Source organism: Acidithiobacillus ferrooxidans ATCC 23270, assembly GCF_000021485.1.
Lineage (GTDB): Bacteria > Pseudomonadota > Gammaproteobacteria > Acidithiobacillales > Acidithiobacillaceae > Acidithiobacillus > Acidithiobacillus ferrooxidans.
Map to the genome: position 1 here is coordinate 1,492,793 of NC_011761.1, position 15,450 is coordinate 1,508,242.

Annotated in this window: 13 protein-coding genes; 5 read left to right on the forward strand and 8 right to left on the reverse strand. The window is 57.2% G+C overall.

All coding sequences use genetic code 11. From position 1 onward, the window contains the following. Nucleotides 1-149: 149 nt before the first annotated feature. Nucleotides 150-3,287, forward strand: coding sequence for an EAL domain-containing protein (locus AFE_RS08020; RefSeq protein WP_113526628.1), 3,138 nt, complete (start codon nucleotides 150-152; stop codon nucleotides 3,285-3,287). 126 nt (nucleotides 3,288-3,413) lie between these two features. Here the strand turns inward: AFE_RS08020 and AFE_RS08025 are convergent, their stop codons facing one another. Continuing rightward, nucleotides 3,414-4,004: a S26 family signal peptidase gene (locus tag AFE_RS08025; RefSeq protein ID WP_226832984.1), complete on the reverse strand. Its 591-nt coding sequence runs from the start codon at nucleotides 4,002-4,004 to the stop codon at nucleotides 3,414-3,416. Here AFE_RS08025 and AFE_RS08030 point away from each other — a divergent pair. Both AFE_RS08030 and AFE_RS08035 read left to right on the forward strand, forming a co-directional pair. After that, nucleotides 3,988-4,371 (forward strand): toxin-antitoxin system TumE family protein, encoded by a 384-nt coding sequence (locus AFE_RS08030; protein ID WP_226832986.1) that lies wholly within the window; start codon nucleotides 3,988-3,990, stop codon nucleotides 4,369-4,371. The genes AFE_RS08025 and AFE_RS08030 overlap by 17 nt on opposite strands. Beyond that, entirely contained in the window at nucleotides 4,352-4,693 is a 342-nt protein-coding gene (locus tag AFE_RS08035; protein WP_009566058.1) for an HVO_A0114 family putative DNA-binding protein, read from the forward strand. The genes AFE_RS08030 and AFE_RS08035 overlap by 20 nt, the downstream gene beginning before the upstream one ends. 7 nt (nucleotides 4,694-4,700) lie before the next feature. On the opposite strand, the gene AFE_RS15665 is transcribed toward AFE_RS08035, so the two are convergent. Genes AFE_RS15665 through AFE_RS08045 form a run of 3 tightly spaced genes read right to left on the reverse strand, consistent with a single transcriptional unit; the run spans nucleotide 4,701 to nucleotide 6,558 of the window. After that, nucleotides 4,701-4,913 (reverse strand): hypothetical protein, encoded by a 213-nt coding sequence (locus AFE_RS15665; protein WP_080513196.1) that lies wholly within the window; start codon nucleotides 4,911-4,913, stop codon nucleotides 4,701-4,703. Next, complete coding sequence (locus AFE_RS08040) at nucleotides 4,876-5,169, reverse strand: hypothetical protein (protein ID WP_041646043.1); 294 nt, start codon at nucleotides 5,167-5,169, stop codon at nucleotides 4,876-4,878. Before AFE_RS08040 ends, AFE_RS15665 begins: the two co-directional genes overlap by 38 nt. A 48-nt stretch (nucleotides 5,170-5,217) precedes the next feature. Further along, nucleotides 5,218-6,558 carry a conjugal transfer protein TraB gene (locus AFE_RS08045; RefSeq protein WP_012607200.1) on the reverse strand — a complete coding sequence of 447 codons (1,341 nt, stop codon included), beginning with the start codon at nucleotides 6,556-6,558 and terminating at the stop codon, nucleotides 5,218-5,220. A 500-nt stretch (nucleotides 6,559-7,058) separates the two neighbouring features. Between AFE_RS08045 and AFE_RS08055 the strand changes: the two genes are divergently transcribed. Further along, nucleotides 7,059-7,502, forward strand: a complete 444-nt coding sequence (locus AFE_RS08055) for a type II toxin-antitoxin system HicB family antitoxin (RefSeq protein ID WP_009567290.1) — start codon at nucleotides 7,059-7,061, stop codon at nucleotides 7,500-7,502. Between the two features lie 105 nt (nucleotides 7,503-7,607). Further along, a complete protein-coding gene (locus tag AFE_RS08060) occupies nucleotides 7,608-7,904 on the forward strand; it encodes an addiction module antidote protein (RefSeq protein ID WP_012536730.1) in 297 nt (98 codons plus the stop codon). An 889-nt stretch (nucleotides 7,905-8,793) separates the two neighbouring features. Here AFE_RS08060 and AFE_RS08065 read toward each other — a convergent pair. The 4 genes from AFE_RS08065 to AFE_RS08080 form a co-directional block, all read right to left on the reverse strand. Then, nucleotides 8,794-10,893: a DNA topoisomerase 3 gene (locus AFE_RS08065; RefSeq protein WP_012607205.1), complete on the reverse strand. Its 2,100-nt coding sequence runs from the start codon at nucleotides 10,891-10,893 to the stop codon at nucleotides 8,794-8,796. 99 nt (nucleotides 10,894-10,992) lie between these two features. After that, nucleotides 10,993-11,547, reverse strand: a complete 555-nt coding sequence (locus AFE_RS08070; RefSeq protein WP_148208623.1) for a glycosyltransferase family protein — start codon at nucleotides 11,545-11,547, stop codon at nucleotides 10,993-10,995. A 495-nt stretch (nucleotides 11,548-12,042) separates the two neighbouring features. Next, nucleotides 12,043-13,380, reverse strand: coding sequence for a phospholipase D-like domain-containing protein (locus tag AFE_RS08075; RefSeq protein ID WP_041646049.1), 1,338 nt, complete (start codon nucleotides 13,378-13,380; stop codon nucleotides 12,043-12,045). Between the two features lie 75 nt (nucleotides 13,381-13,455). Next, nucleotides 13,456-15,144 (reverse strand): sigma-54-dependent Fis family transcriptional regulator, encoded by a 1,689-nt coding sequence (locus AFE_RS08080; protein WP_201763900.1) that lies wholly within the window; start codon nucleotides 15,142-15,144, stop codon nucleotides 13,456-13,458. Nucleotides 15,145-15,450 lie beyond the last annotated feature (306 nt).

A 15,450-nucleotide genomic window follows, 5' to 3' on the forward strand; every position in this document is an offset into this window, starting at 1 on the left:
TTCCACTCTCATGCAGGCGGTGACCCGATCGGTTCACCGATGCTGCTTCCGGAGGGGTGGAAGTTCGCCAGGAAGCTCGCATGGCAATAGTCGCCTTTCATATCGGCTGGAGAATCCCATACCGGCCCGCTCTGGTGGCGGTCGTTTAGATGTTTTATAAATATGGTACCGACAACGTCCAGGGACGCAGTTTGAATCACTCGCACCCGCAATCGCCCCGACACAACTCCTATGTCCCGCGCTGGCTGCACCGGCTTTGGCTGGGTTTCATGGCGGTCGTGTTGGTGGCAGGGGCATGGCTGGCCTGGTCCGACTGGCAGCAAACCCGGTCTTGGGAGATATCCGGCCTTCGGACGCTGGTGGCATCGGTGGCGGAGGGGACGCGGGTGATGCTGGATGGCACCCGGATCTCGCTGGTGTTGCTGGGGCGGCAATTGGAGTCGGGTTCGCCGGTCCTGGGCCCCGGCGCAGGAAAAATGCTGCGGGACTATCTCGCGCTGCAGCCGGATCTGGCCGCTGTGGGGACCCGCATACCCGATGGGCAGGTGCTAACGGCAGGCGGAGGCCGGCATTTCCTCGCCGATCTCCTGTTTGCCCTCGATAACCCGGTGAATGCCCGGCGGCTGGGGCTAAATCCGGTGCAGCGGAGCGCGCTGGCCCAATGCCTGCATTCCCCGGGCTTCTGCCTTGGCCCTCCGGTACGCGATGTTTTCGCCGGGGCCGGTCATGGCCTCTGGATGATCCCCCTCTTTCAAGTAGTTCCGATCAAGGGCGGCAGCCGGCAATTGGTCGCCTTGCTGCCGCTCGTGGACGGTCGCATGCCGTCCTGGCGGGGGCTGCCGCTGCCATCCCGGGTGTCCATCTTCCTGCTGCGGGACGACGGCTTCCTGGAAAGCCGTTCTCCGCCGCCCACCCAGACCACCTACGCCGTCCGCCAGCACGGCATTGCCGCGCGCTATGTCCTTGCCCATCCGGAACTGCCGTCGGGCGTCTATTATGGCCTGTCCACGGCGGTGGACCAGTGGCGCCTGGGTGCCGTGCAGCGGATCAAAGGCTATCCCCTGGTGGCAGGGGTGGGCATTCCGCGTTCCGTTTTGTGGGCGGACTGGTGGAATAGCGTCGAGGGGCCAGCCGCCGGTGCGTTCGGTCTGCTGCTGTTGTCCATCTTCGGCTACGGCTACCTGCGGAGGGTCGGCCGAGAGCGGGAGGGGGAACGGCAAAGCGCGGAGCAGACCCTGTGGGAGGAGAAGGAGCGGGCGGAAGTCACCCTGCATTCCATCGGGGATGCGGTGATCACCACCGATACCGAAGGCCGGGTGATGGACATGAACGTCGTCGCCGAAGCGTTGATGGGCTATGCCCGGACGGAAGCCGTGGGCAGGCCCCTGGAAGACGTCTTCCGCATTGTCCAGGAAGGCAGCCATGCTCATTTGGACAATCCCGTCCGGCGAGTTCTGGAAGAGGGCCAGGTGGTGAGGCTGGCCAACCACACCATGCTCCTCACCAAGGACGGCCAGGAACGCGCCATCGAGGACAGCGCGGCGCCCATCCGAGACCGGCAGGGCGTACTGTTGGGCGTGGTCCTGGTCTTCCACGACGTCACCGAGAAGCGCCGGCTGATCGCCGAACTGGCCCATCAGGCCACCCACGACGCCCTCACGGGCCTCCCCAACCGGGTGCTCTTCATGGACCGGCTGGGCCATGATCGAGCCCAGACCCTGCGCCATGAGCACCTGCTGGCGGTGGGTATCCTGGACCTGGACGGCTTCAAGCAGGTCAATGACCACTTCGGACATGCCTCCGGCGACGCGCTGCTGCAGGAAATGGCACAAAGGTTGCATAGGGAAATGCGTTCCGGGGACACCTTGGCACGCATGGGCGGCGACGAGTTTGGGCTGCTCCTCCCGGATGTCGGGAACCTGGAACAGGTGGAAGACGCCTGCACGCGCCTGCTGGAAGTGCTCCGCGCTCCCTTCTATCTAGGAGACGAAGAGATCCCGCTGTCCTCCAGCATCGGCCTGACCAGCTATCCGCTGGATGACAGCCTGCCAGAGGACCTCCTGCGCCATGCGGATCTGGCCCTCTATGCGGCCAAGGCCGCCGGGCGGGATCGCTATCATTGGTTCGACTGGCCGATGGATAAGCTGCAGCAAGAGGCCATGGAGGTGCGGAAGATGACGGAAAATGCGCTCGATCGGGGCCGCCTGCTGCTCCACTATCAGCCCGTGGTGGAGATCGGCAATGGTCCCGTGGGCGTGGAGGCCCTGATCCGCCTCGACCACCCCGAGCGCGGCCTGCTGCCTCCCGCCGCCTTCGCCGCCGCCCTCGACGCACCGCGCCTGACCCGGCGCATCGGCTGCTTCGTGCTTGCCACGGCTCTGACCCAGACCCAGACTTGGCATCGGCAGGGCATGCCCTTGCGCATCTCGGTGAATATCAGCGCCCACCATCTCCTGGACCAGCGCTTTCTGTCCGACCTGCGGGCCGCCCTCGACGCCCATCCGGATCTGCCCCCATCCGCCGTCGAGATCGAGATCACCGAAACGGCCCCGCTGCTGGATTTCGCCGGGGCGCGGGAAACCCTGCTGGCCTGCAACCGCCTGGGAGTGCGCATCGCCCTCGACGACTTCGGCACCGGCAACGCCTCGCTGACCTATCTGCAGAAGCTGCCCGCGCAGACCATCAAGATCGATCAGAGCTTCGTGCGCGACATCATCAACGATCCCAAGGATTACGCCATCGTCTCCGGCGTGGTCACCAGCGCCCGACTCCTGGGCCTGGAAGTGATTGCCGAAGGGGTGGAAACGGCCGAACACGCCGCCATGCTTGGCCACTTGCAGTGCCACTGCCTGCAAGGCTATGCCATCGCCCGGCCCATGGCACCGGAAGCGATCCCGGGTTGGATCAGACAGTATAAGCCTTTGCTTTATCATGGCTTTTCTGCAACTCCTACCCCAACTGGCATGATTTCAATTCATAATCAACGTGTTAAAAGATTTATTGAGGCGCTGCGCCACCAGACTCCCTTTCCCTCCTTGGTCATCGAACCCGAGGCGGAGCAGCAATGCCATCTGGGACTATGGTTGCAAGGGGAAGGGAGGCTCCAATATGGGGACGACGCGGCCTTCTACCAGCAATTGCTGGCACGGCATGCCCATCTGCACGCCCTGGCCCGGGAAGCCAAGGCCCTGTACGACGCGGGGGACGGGGAAGGGGCGGAGCAGAAAGGGGCGGAGTTGGAACGGGAAAACCAAGCGCTGAACTCGCTCATCATCACAACTCATTGACCAAAATACGCGACAAGCTCCGCCCTCCAGGGTGGGGTAGTTGACGACCCGCACCGGTATCTGCACGGTCGCTATATTCCGCGACTTTTCGAAGCATCTTTTGGCCTCCAGCTTTAGTTCCCAAGGTTAGTCACCGTTCCGAAGCCAGAACTGACTCCCGGGAATCGTCCACCAGGGAACCGCTCGTTGCAGGATGCTGGTCTCCGGGACCGGGCCATAATAGCTGGAGTCAAAGGCATAGTTGCCCGGAGCGTAGAGCCAGATCTGCCCACGCTTCAGGTGATAGGTGCCGAAAGGGTAATGGACAATCCGGTGATGGTGGCCGGGCGTCCAGCGATCCACCCGGGAGTTCGGCAGAGTGTGCCCATCTACCCCGACCCCGGATCTCGTAAGCCGCACGGTCTGCCCGGGGATGGCGGCGATCTCTTTGATCCACGGCTGTCCAGCGGGAAACCACTGGTACTTCAGGCCCTCCGCGACGGCGGCGTGATGGGAGGGGCCAGGAATCTCGACTTCGACCAGTTCTCCATCATGCAAAGGATAGGGCGAGCCGAGAAGCTGGTAGAGGCCCACCGGCTCGCAGGTCGAGTCGTTGAAGACCAGATGCTGGTACTGCATCCAAAGACCAACATCCGCGACCAGGGTGATCAGCCCGGTCCAGATCCAGAACATCCACCAGAATCCGCGTTTAGCGATGGTGATGAGTCGTGTGTTCAACCCGATGTCCCTCCGGAAGATTTGCGTTGGTGTATTTGCCAACAACCAGGCGGGCGACTATGCTTCGTCCATGAAAGCGGAAAAACTGTTTCAACGGCGGGTAATCCTCTCGGAGACGGCTTTCGCGGAAATCATGATTTGGCACGTCCCTGCACCGATATCCGGCAGCATACACTCGTACAAATACCGGCTTGCTTACGTGATTCGTGGGGAATGTGTGCTGCGATACGACAATGAGGCCGGAAAAGGCGATCATCGCCATATAAATGGTCGGGAGGAGGCGTATCGCTTCTCCAGCCCCCGTCAACTGATGACCGACTTCTTTGAAGAGATAAGGAGGTGGAGTGATGAGCATGCTGACGATTGATATTCGATCCCTCCGGGATACCCTGGACGATGCCGTGCAGGCGATGGAAAGATTGGAATGTTCACAGCCGCATATCAGCTTTGAATCGCCGGAACTCCTATGGAAAATTCTGACTGGCAAGCGCTGGGAGATCCTGAGGGTCATGACGGCTGCGGGCCCCTTGGCGCTACGCGAGATCGCCCGGCGGGTCGGGCGCGACGTAAAGTCCGTACATCTGGATGTCCATGCGTTGCTGGACGCAGGACTCATCGAACGGCAGGACAATGGCTTTGTATTTCCATACGATGCCGTGCATGTGAATTTTCTGCTCAAGGCAGGTTGAGTTATATTCATCGGCTTTTTCCGCCATGCGCTTTGGCGCGCTGGTCCAGAAAGAAACGCGCAGGCGCCGTGAATGGCCGAAAGGGGAAGAAGAATAGCCGCTCGAACTGGGTGGCCCCCCAAAGCAGGGCTTCGGCCACCTTGCGCGGGCCTGACCGCTCGAAGAAGGCGATGAGCCTCTGGTCAAGCCGAGCGATGACTTGTCGAAGAGGATTGCTCACGCACCCGCTCCTTCAGGACAATGATCGCCTTTTCCAGAGAGGCTTTCAGGGTAGCAATGTGCTGTTCAGCCGGAATCCGCGAATAATCCGCAGAGAGCACCTTTTCCCATTTGGCAATCCACTGTTGCGCGGTGAGGGGACGGGACAGGTGCGTCTTGAGCAGATCCTTGAGTCGTTCACGACCCTTAGCCTCCAGGGAATCCAGAACGGATTTCCAGGTCAGCATTGGATCGCAGGGATCAGTTGGGTTTCCCATGGAAACTCCTGCCTTCATATGATCAGGCTTCTTCATCCGTTCCCCCCATCATTGATTCACCGCGAACAATACCGGCACGCTGAAGAACGCAGCCCAGGCCTTTGCCGACACTCTCTGGATGGCCGGGATATCTGTCCCCCGCGCCCACCAGTCATTGGCCGGTGCCAACAGGATTTGTATCCCATGCGGGTATAGAACGAGGGCCGGCCACATCAGCAGTTGCTCATAGCAGATGAGATAGCCGACCTTTTTGCCGTCCATCTCCGTGGTTTCCGGTTTTCGGGAAAACGGGGTCATCCGGAAACTGCCCTGGGGGCGCCACGGGTGCCACATAGAGAAAGGTACAGGGATGTGATCCGGCAGTACCGTCTGATGGCCATCCTGAATCTTCACCAGAGCGTCCAGGTAACCGTTGGCAAGGGGCACATCGGCCCCGAGCAACACGATTGGTTCTGGATGTCGCGCCGTCCAGCGGATGACCGGGCGCCAAATGGCCCGGGTGCCCGGCAGCCATGGCCCTGCCACGGTTTCCGGGAGAAACACCACCTTGTCGCCAGAGCGCAGATCCGCCAGGACCTTCGGAGCCAGTTCCATGGATGCATCGACATAGGAAAGATTGGAACGCAGACGGCCCAGATCAGTGTTGATGCCCACCCAGCCAGTGGGCGCTGTGGGCAGCGGGTGCCCCATCATGGCATCCAGGGCAGGGAAAGCAAAAGGCAAAAGCCAAAGAGCGACGACAACAAATCCAACCACCAGCAGACGGGCCAAGATCTCTTGATTCTTCTGCGTCAAGCGCCCCAGAGCGAAGATCCCGAGAATGGTCAGCAGGATGCCGCTCGGGCCTGCGGCGACGGCGCCGAGCCAGGGGGAAGTCCAGCCGATGACCCCCAAAGGTGGGAAGATCGTGGATATGGCGGATGTAATGACGGTGGCCATGACCGCGCCAAAACCGCCGCCAGCAGGGCTGCCGCCTGCAGGGCTGCCGCCAGCAAGGCCGCCGCCAGCAAGGCCGCCGCCACGGAAATACAGAGTAATGTACGGGTACGCCAGATAGGGCAGGGCAAAGGCCAGAGATGACAGCGACCAGAACCCAATACCGAGAAACAGCCCGGCGTGTAGGAAGAAAACCGACGTGCCTTTGATGAGGCCGTAGGTCGTCGCCAGGTGGTAACCCAGCATCAGCAGAAACGGGTGCAACCAGTGCCGCTTGTTCACGATGGGCAGAAGTAGCAACGCCAGTGGGGCAAGCCAGATGGCATGAGGCCAGGCCAGGGTGCCAACCATGGCACCCTGGAGTGCCGGAATGGCGAATCCGGAGACGGGAGCGGACTTCCTCCGCGAATCGTCTACCGGGTAGACGGAAACGGGTACGTATTTGCTCTGCATGAGCAGGTATAGATCGGAGATGGGGCAGATCGTCTACCGGGTAGACGATAGGAAACCGTGCCCCCCTCCTGGCCTACGGGCCAGGAAGGGGAATGCGCGGGCATATGTTCAAAGCGGCAGGTCTTGTCCAAGCGAGGCGCCAAAATCCACGGCACTTGTCCTATCGCAGTGACAGAACCTGTCTGCAAGGCGGTGGGGTTTTAGACAAGGCGGACACTTGCTGTTCGTACATATACGTACGATAATGAACACATCGTAATGGAATGGATGTGCTCGATGACCGGGTCGGAGTTTGAAAAGCGTGTGAAGCGGTTAGGTCAGAAAACCGGACAACCGGTGCGGTTCGATAGGCGCCACGGTCATGGTAGCCATGGACGCCTCTACTACGGGACCAGGTTCACCACGCTCAAAGACCGCAAGAAAGAAATCGGCATAGGTTTGCTAAAAGCAATGTGTCTGCAACTGGGCATTAGTCCGGATGATCTATAAAGGAGTTTAATATGCGATATGTTTACCCTGTAACGCTGGTAAAGGACGAGGATGGTGAGTTCCTCGCTACCTCTCGTGATGTTCCCGAAGCCATCACTAGCGGCGCCACCGAAAGCGAGGCGTTGCAAGCCATGAGCGATGCGCTGGGCGCGGCACTGGCAGGTTACGTGCTGGACCAGCAAGATGTTCCCTCACCCTCCACCCCCGCACAAGGCGAATACCTGGTGCCAGTAGCGGCGCTGGTAGCGGCCAAGTTGGCATTGAGATCAGCGATGCAATCAGAAGGCGTCAACAATACGGAACTGGCGCGACGCCTTCACCTATCTGAAGGCGCCATCCGTCGTCTGGTGGATATGGACCACGCATCGCGCATGGATAGGGTTATCGCGGCGCTGGCCGTCCTGGGCGCGGGCATCATCATCGAGGATCAGCGGCAAACGATGGTTGCGGCTTAACGCAGCGCCAAGAAGCAGCCCGCCATGTCTACCGGGTAGACAGCGCACGCAAGAGAAGGACATCAAGGCGGCGAAGCGCCTGGCTGCTGAATGGAGTGAATGACCATGAGTGAAAAATTGCCTACTTTTGACCCTGCCGAAGGGCTGACATCAGACGCCGCCATCGCAGCCTTCATCGCCGGTACGTTTGAATCTGCAGACGCCGGCTACATTGCGCACGCGCTGGGCGTCGTGGCCCGCGCCAAGGGAATGGCCCAGATCGCTGGGGAAACTGGTCTTTCGCGTGAATGGTTGTACCGCTCATTCAGCGAACGCGGCAATCCGACGCTCAAGACCACGCTAGCAGTCATGAAGGTCCTGGGGATTGAACTTACGGCAAAACCGGGCCCTCAGGGCCGATGATGGCCAAGCATATCGGTAAAGCCACCGACTATTAGACTATGCTCGCCCGAACTGACCGTTTTCTGAGCCTGGATAGCTCCGGTGTGCTATCACCGCACGACAACCAGGACTGCTACAACAGGGATCGAGCGAAGAGATCTTCCTGACAAGCATCGTTCCACGCATTGTGCGCTTCAGTTGTTTTTTGGGGGACAGGGCAGGGCAGGGCAGCGGGGCGGGCGATCGTCTACCGGGTAGACGGTCACGCGGGCCACGTTTTCCCGGAAAACGGTTCCGTCTTCCCGGAAAACGCCCACATGACCCCTTCTTTATCTTGCGTTCCGCTTTTTTTTCGGTAGACGCTTTTTTGGGCGTTTTCGTCTACCCGGTAGACGATTCTTTTGGGCAGTGTTTTCCGGGAAGATAATTTTATTAGCCGATAATAGGGCGACCGTCTACCGGGTAGACGATTACCTTGAAGCGTTACCCCCAAAATCCATGGCCAGAAGCCCAGACAACGAAGCGAGGTCCAACCGGACCCCCGGCGGCAAGCCGCGGGGCGTGGCCCGGCTGGTCCCCTGCAAGGGGAGCCGTCCACAAGGCGGTGGAGCTGCGGGGATAACGCGACCATATGTCCTGCGGGAAAAACGCGGATCGTCTACCCGGTAGACGATTCGGCGATGTCGTTTTTTTCGGAAAGACGATTTTATATCAGTAGTCATCATCATCATCGAGAGCGGGTGGTTGAATGTGTGACTTCCGGGAATTTCTGACCGGGCCATCAAAAATATCTCTGAGTCGGATGAAAATATATTCACGGCCATCCTCGCCGACATATTTCCGACCGGACAACAAATACACCTGTCCGTCGATTTTTGCTTTGCCTGTGAAATCAGGAATACTCTTCCCCTCAATCCTGCTGTGTGTGAGAAATCCAGTCTTCTCTTCTAACGTACTCATTCTTTTCTAGCCCCCACTTCGTTCCGAGCTTCTTGGCATCCTGCTTGTCCGGCCACCAGCAAGACTGGCAGCCCTCGCACTTGAAAAAGGCATCGCCCTTCTTCGTCTTCAGGGTGATGGTCAGCTTCTTGCAGTCCGGGCAGGCGGGGCCAGTCTTTTGTCCGACGCCCCGCGTTTTTCCGGTAGACGACTTGCCACGCCCAGCGCCGGAAGTTGGCCGTGCCTGGCCGACAGCTACGGTCGTCGCCTTGGCCGCCTCGATCATACGCACCACGAATTTGCGCTGGGCTTCCTCGAACTGCTGTAGCGTCACGCGGCCCTCAGACACGGATGACAGGGCATCTTCCCAGCGTGCCGTCAGGACGGGATCGGTCAGGTCTTTGGGCAGCGCGTGAACCAGCGCCCGCCCTGCCTGGGTGGAGAGGATCTGCTTGCCTTTGCGCTCCAGGAATCCCCGGGTCAGCAGCGTTTCAATGATGCTGGCCCGAGTGGCCTCGGTTCCCAGGCCAGAGGTTTCCTTGAGTTTGGCCTTGGCGGCTTCATCCTCCACCACCTTATGGATGTTGCTCATGGCCTCAATGAGCGACCCATCCGTAAATCGGGCCGGCGGCTTGGTCTGTTTTGCCTGGACATCTGCATCCTGGACGGTCAGGACCTGGCCTTTTTTGAGCGCCGGGATCGGCTGGGCGGGGGTGTCATCATTATCGTCATCGGTCATCCCATACACGGCTTTCCAGCCTGCGGATACCGGGATGTTGGCAGTCGCCTTCCAGTCCTCGCTGGTGCAAGTCAGTAGAGCCTTGATCGCCCGGTACACATAGGGCGGATAGAACTGCGCGAGATAGGAGCGGACGATGATATCGTAGACTTTGGCCACTGCGGGGCTCATAGAGCCCTGCATGGAGCCGGTCGGAATGATGGCGTGGTGCGCCGTCACTTTGCCCGTATTCCAGATGGCCGACTTCCGGTTAGAATCGGCGGCTTTCACCAGATCCGCAAATCCAGCTTTTGCCAGGCCGGACAGTATCTGTCCGGCATCCCCATGCTGTTCTTCCGGAAGATAGCGGCAATCGGTCCGGGGATAGGTCGCCGCCTTGTGCTCCTCGTACAGCGCCTGGGCCGCATCAAGGACACTTTGTGCCGACATGCCGAGCTTGGCGGAGCAGACCTTTTGTAACTCTGCAAGGGAGAAGCCTAATGGTGCCTGCTGCTGCTTTTCCGCGCTGGTGAAGTCCTTCACCGTGGCCTTGCCTTCCGCCTTGGCCCGGGATGCCAGCCGGTCAGCGGCTTTCCGGTCGGTGAGATACCCTTCGGCATCGACCCCCTCGAAATCCTCCCGCAACTCCCAGGTGGCCCAGAAGCCCGCGTTGATGCGCGGAACGTAGTAGTCCTTCGGCTTGAAGTGCTCGATCTTCTCATCACGGGCCACGACCAGAGCCAAGGTCGGCGTCTGCACCCGACCCACGGAGACGACTCCGGCGCCGCTGTTGCGCAGGGTGAAAGCACGGGTGAGATTCATGCCCATGAGCCAGTCCGCGCGGGCACGGGCTTCGGCTGAGTTTCGGAGATTCTGGTAGTCGTGGTTATCCTTGAGCGATGCCAGCGCCTTACGCACGGACTGCTCATCGAGGGCGGCCAGCCAGATCCTCAGGGTTGGTCCTTTCCAGCGGAGTTCCTCCAGGACCTCATCCACCAGCAGCTGGCCCTCTCGGTCCGGGTCGCCTGCATTGACGACAGACGAGGCTTTCTTGAGCAAGGCCCGGATCACCTTGATCTGGGCCTTGGCGTCATCCTTCGCCCGCTTCTTCCATTGCTCAGGAAATATGGGCAGTTCCTCAAATCGCCATTTCTTCTTGCCCTTTGGCGTGGTGGGAACATCATCAGGCGTATAGAAGTCCGGCTCTTCCTGCTCGAAGATATGGCCGAAACACCAGGTTACGACGGTATCCACTCCGCACTGGATGAAGCCGTTCCCTTTGTTTTTCGATCCGGGCAAATACTCGGCGATCCCTTTGCCCAGGCTGGGCTTCTCGGCGATGTATAGTTTCATCAGGCACCCTCAATCGTCTACCGGGTAGACGCTCTGCGTCACCCCAACGCGAGGGTATAGATCGTTGTTGGGTCGGTTACTGTCACTGGTCGGCAGATGTTATATCCAAACGACCAAGATGCAGCGTTTGCAGTCATCCAGAAATTGGTGGGCAGCACGTAAAATCGCCCGGTGACGTTTGCTGCGCATAGAAAAATCGACAAGTTGATGGACAGAATCAGGGTCAGCAATGGCCCAGGAAGTGTCCAGAAACGAAGTGTTGATTAAACGTTTCTTCTTACATTTTGCCTGAGAAAGGTCAGATGCGGCTACTGCATCATTTTCGTCACGATAATAAACGTATCGCTTATCATGTATTTTATGCACGCAAAGATTTTGCGATGTGGCCTTCTCGAAGAAAAAGTAATCCTCCCAGAAACGCAACTTGGGAAAACCACCAAAAGCATGAAAAATCTCTGCACGCACTACCGAAGTAGCGCCCTGACACTTATCTATTATATGAATGGTTCTACTATTATCTCGCGCATCCATCACCGTATAAAGATTTCCATCGACAACCAAGCCGACAAATAGCATATCTACCTCGGGATGCTCCTGAATATACTGAAGACAGGACTGTAGATAATCAAATAAATATGCATCATCAGAATCCAATTGTGCTATTCACCGAGTATTCAAGTGCCACGCACCATGTCTTCCATAATAGAGCGCACCTTATTTAGTGAATGATCTGTACTGACGTCATCTACAATGACACATGAAACATTCGTAACCGTTTTAGTCTTTAATTAAAGAAATTATCTTTTAAGAAAGTGTTCTCTATTAAATACAGCTATTATCACACCACAAAACGGTTTTATATCATCCGATATTACAGCCATAAAGCAGAATCCCCATTGTTTCGCTCTTGCTTGGATGCTTGACCTGGCCCCGTCGGGTTCTCGTTGCCATTTTCTCCGGTGTGAGTGCTTGACACCGTAATGGTGCTGTGCGACCGACCCTTGGTAAACAGTCGGAATCACTACCATACCCTTTATTGTCTCGTTTCTCTCCGCCTCTTGGAGCGGTTTTCCTGCTTTTTGAAGGTCGTGCCGACCCACTCGCGGCGCAGCTTCCTCGAAATCCTCTGCCGGACTCCAATTTCGCCGATTAAAGCCAGTTTGCGAACAGGCGCGCTAACGATTCCTTGAATCTTTCAAAGATCGACCGCTTCCGCCATTGCTTCAGAGTTATCTTCTTTGAATTCCGCAAGTCGTTTTCGAACATCGCCTCCATTTTGCCTGCAAAGTCCTTCCCTACTATGACGGCGTTAACCTCCTTGTTGTTTGCGAAGCTCCACATGTCCAGATTCGTGGAACCTACAGTTGACCATATACCGTCTATCACTGCGGTTTTCGCATGGAGGATACGCCCTTTCAGCTGGTAGATTCGGACTCCGGACTTAAGGAGATGGGTATAGTAAGATTGCCCGGCATATACTGCGATCGGGACGTCGTCCTCGGTCGCAAGTATTAACTGGACGTCTACCCCCCGCATTGCTGCGCCGGTTAGTGCGTTTATAATTGCCCTATTCGGCACGAAATAAGCCGCTGTAACGTGGATATAATTTTTGGCATTTGAGAAAGCGGTATAATACATCAAATAAGTCAGGCGATTCCGCTCCCCGGGTCTGCTCCCTATGGCCATGACGTAGTCATCGCCTTCTTTCTTGAGAGGAGGAAAGTAGTCCTGTTCTGGTAATATGGGGCCTTTGTGCCGTTTCCAGGTATCATAAAACAGTCTCTGGAATGCGGCGACCGCCGGGCCTTGGATCATGACGTCCGCGTCCTTCCAAGGTTTTGCCGCGTTTTTTTCTTCCCCGCTGCTAGCCTCTTCGCTGGTGATGTTGACGCCACCCGTGAATGCCGTCTTTCCGTCAACCACCAATATCTTGCGGTGATCGCGGTGGAAAGGATCTGTTGGGTTGTATTTGATGACGTTGACACCACCCGCCCGCAAGCGTCGGAAGAAGGCGGCGGGCGTATCTATACTGCCGATGCTATCGTATATAAGGTTTACCTGCACACCCTCAGCCTGCTTTTGAAGTAGAAGGCTAGCGAATTTCCGGCCAGTTTTATCGTTGCTGAATGTGTACGTCTCAAGATTTATGTTGTCCTTTGCGCCGCGAATGGCCTCCAGCATCATTGCAATGGCCTCGGGTCCAGTCAGAAGTGTCGCTTCGTTGCCCGCGATAATCGGCTTGCCGGTTATCTCCTCCATCAGCTTTAACTGCCGCGTCAGGATACTCGTGGCGCCTGATTCCTTCTCGAGATTGTCCATAAGCGCCTTGCTCTTGGCCGGAGGCAGTTCCCTTCCGTTGCTTTGGATCTCGGGTGGCCCGGTCACCGGCAATGCCGCCAAGCGTTCAGCGTTCGGCAGGTTTGAAGCACAGCCAGACATGAGCATGCTCAGCGTGAGAAGCGCGTAGAGGAATTTATTTTTTGCCATAAATGCCTCTAGTTTAGATCGGAAAATTACAGTTACCAAAAAACTTTACCAGACCATTGATTGGCTTAACCACACTCATGACTTGATAATTTTCAACCGTCGATACAGGGTATTACGACTGATTCCTAGTCGTCTGGCAGCTTCAGACATATTACCATCGCTGATATCGATTGCCCGTGAAATAGCTGCCGAAGACAAAACATGCAAATTTTCTTCCTGAGGAAGATGCATGGAGGAAATATCCAGGCTTTGAGAAGCTTGTCTGAGTTCATTGATTAGATCATCCGGCAGATGATCCCAAAGTATCGTGCTTTCATCATCGTTTAAAAGTGCACAGGCAGTCCGCAGAGCATTGACCAACTGCCGCAGATTACCCGGCCAAGAATACTTGGCGAATGCCAATGCTACTGCATCACCAAGATACAGATGACGTTCTGGCGACAGATCGCGCAACACGCGTGAGGTCAGGGCAGCAAAATCACTCCTCTCCCGTAATGGAGGCAACATCAAGGTTAGGCCGTTGATGCGGTAGTATAGGTCGGCTCGGAAACGTTCTGCCTCCATTTCCGTCTTGAGATTGCGATGAGTAGCGCAGACCAGTACAAAATCCACCGGAATCGGCTTGCTGCCACCGACTGGTACAACCTCACGTTCCTGCAACACGCGTAATAATCTGGCCTGTTGTGCCATCGGCATGTCGCCAATCTCATCCAGAAATAGAGTTCCGCCAATGGCCGAACGGATGCGGCCTGCATATCCTTCCTTTCGCGCACCAGAGAACGCACCAGGCATATAGCCGAACAACTCGGCCTCGATCAGGTTCTCAGGCAGCGTTGCGCAATCCACTGCAACAAAGGGCTTGGATCGGCGGGGACCAGAGTCATGAAACGCCTTGGCAAAGATTTCCTTTCCAGTACCAGACTCCCCTTGAAGTAATAGTGCAATCGGTTTGCCTACGACACGGCGTGCCTTCTCGATAGTGGCTTTCATCACTGCATCACCTGTGTTCAATGGCTCAAGTGAATCTGCACAGGCTTCCTCTTGCGGATGCGACGGCACGATGATTTGTCTTGCACCACGGCCTAGTTCGACACGCAGAAAAATCCTTTCGCCATTGTTCCGGATGACCGACATGATTTCACCGGGACGCCTGCGCCCCCAGCTGGCAAGTTCGGAGGTTCCGATCTGAAATACCCGCGTAACTGGCATTGCACCGAGATCTGCGGGACACAACCCGAGCAGAGAAAGCCCAGCATGATTGGCGCACGTAATCCAGCCATCTTCCTTCAGTACAATGATTCCTTCGGCAACTGTTCCGATGCCTTCTGCTAATGGATGAAAACGTACACGAATTGTATCGCCATGACACGTCTCGAACAGCCGATTCTCAATCATCTGCGCCGCTGAACGTACCAGGCCTATGGTATGTGGATGATGACCCCTGTGGTCTCCGGAAATGTCTAATACACCCAGCAACCTGCCATCTGGTGCCATGACTGGAGCTGCTGCACAGGTCAGAAATCCGTTGCGTTCAAGAAAATGTTCGGGACCATGCACCACGACCGGAGCAATTTCGGCGATAGCTGTCCCAATGGCGTTGGTTCCTTGTTGAGACTCATGCCACGAGGCTCCTTGCATCAGGGCAACCCGCTCCGCCCGTCCGAGGAAGTCGGTATCGCCTAACGTCTGAAGCAGCGTGCCACGTTCGTCGGCAAGGATGACCATGCTGCCTGTATCACGGGTTTGGGCGTAAAGGTATTGCATGACGGGGCGAGCATGAGCAACCAGTTCGCCTTGCCGGTCCGTTGCGTGGGCAAGCTGGCTGGCATTAAGCTGAGGTGGCGTTTGCAATCGGCCAACCGGTGCGAGGCTAGCATCCAGGCAACGCCGCCATGATCGCGACACCACACTGCCGACAAGTTCGGCTGGCGGTGCTTCGCCATGCGCTAGATAGCGTTGCCGGGCATGACGTAACCCCGGCCGAGTCTGGGTTGGCAGCGTTCTCTCCTCCAATTATCCATGGTCGGTCTTGCCTTCTGCGCCTGATACTTGTCTCAACTTAATGAATGT

Bases quoted from the DNA above. Each gene is read 5' to 3' on its own strand.
- AFE_RS08020 (WP_113526628.1), top strand. From the start codon at position 150: ATGTTTTATAAATATGGTACCGACAACGTCCAGGGACGCAGTTTGAAT.
- AFE_RS08065 (WP_012607205.1), bottom strand. From the start codon at position 10,893: ATGAAACTATACATCGCCGAGAAGCCCAGCCTGGGCAAAGGGATCGCC.
- AFE_RS08045 (WP_012607200.1), bottom strand. From the start codon at position 6,558: ATGCAGAGCAAATACGTACCCGTTTCCGTCTACCCGGTAGACGATTCG.
- AFE_RS08030 (WP_226832986.1), top strand. From the start codon at position 3,988: ATGAGTCGTGTGTTCAACCCGATGTCCCTCCGGAAGATTTGCGTTGGT.
- AFE_RS08035 (WP_009566058.1), top strand. From the start codon at position 4,352: ATGAGCATGCTGACGATTGATATTCGATCCCTCCGGGATACCCTGGAC.
- AFE_RS08060 (WP_012536730.1), top strand. From the start codon at position 7,608: ATGAGTGAAAAATTGCCTACTTTTGACCCTGCCGAAGGGCTGACATCA.
- AFE_RS08055 (WP_009567290.1), top strand. From the start codon at position 7,059: ATGCGATATGTTTACCCTGTAACGCTGGTAAAGGACGAGGATGGTGAG.
- AFE_RS08075 (WP_041646049.1), bottom strand. From the start codon at position 13,380: ATGGCAAAAAATAAATTCCTCTACGCGCTTCTCACGCTGAGCATGCTC.
- AFE_RS08080 (WP_201763900.1), bottom strand. From the start codon at position 15,144: ATGCAATACCTTTACGCCCAAACCCGTGATACAGGCAGCATGGTCATC.
- AFE_RS08040 (WP_041646043.1), bottom strand. From the start codon at position 5,169: ATGGGAAACCCAACTGATCCCTGCGATCCAATGCTGACCTGGAAATCC.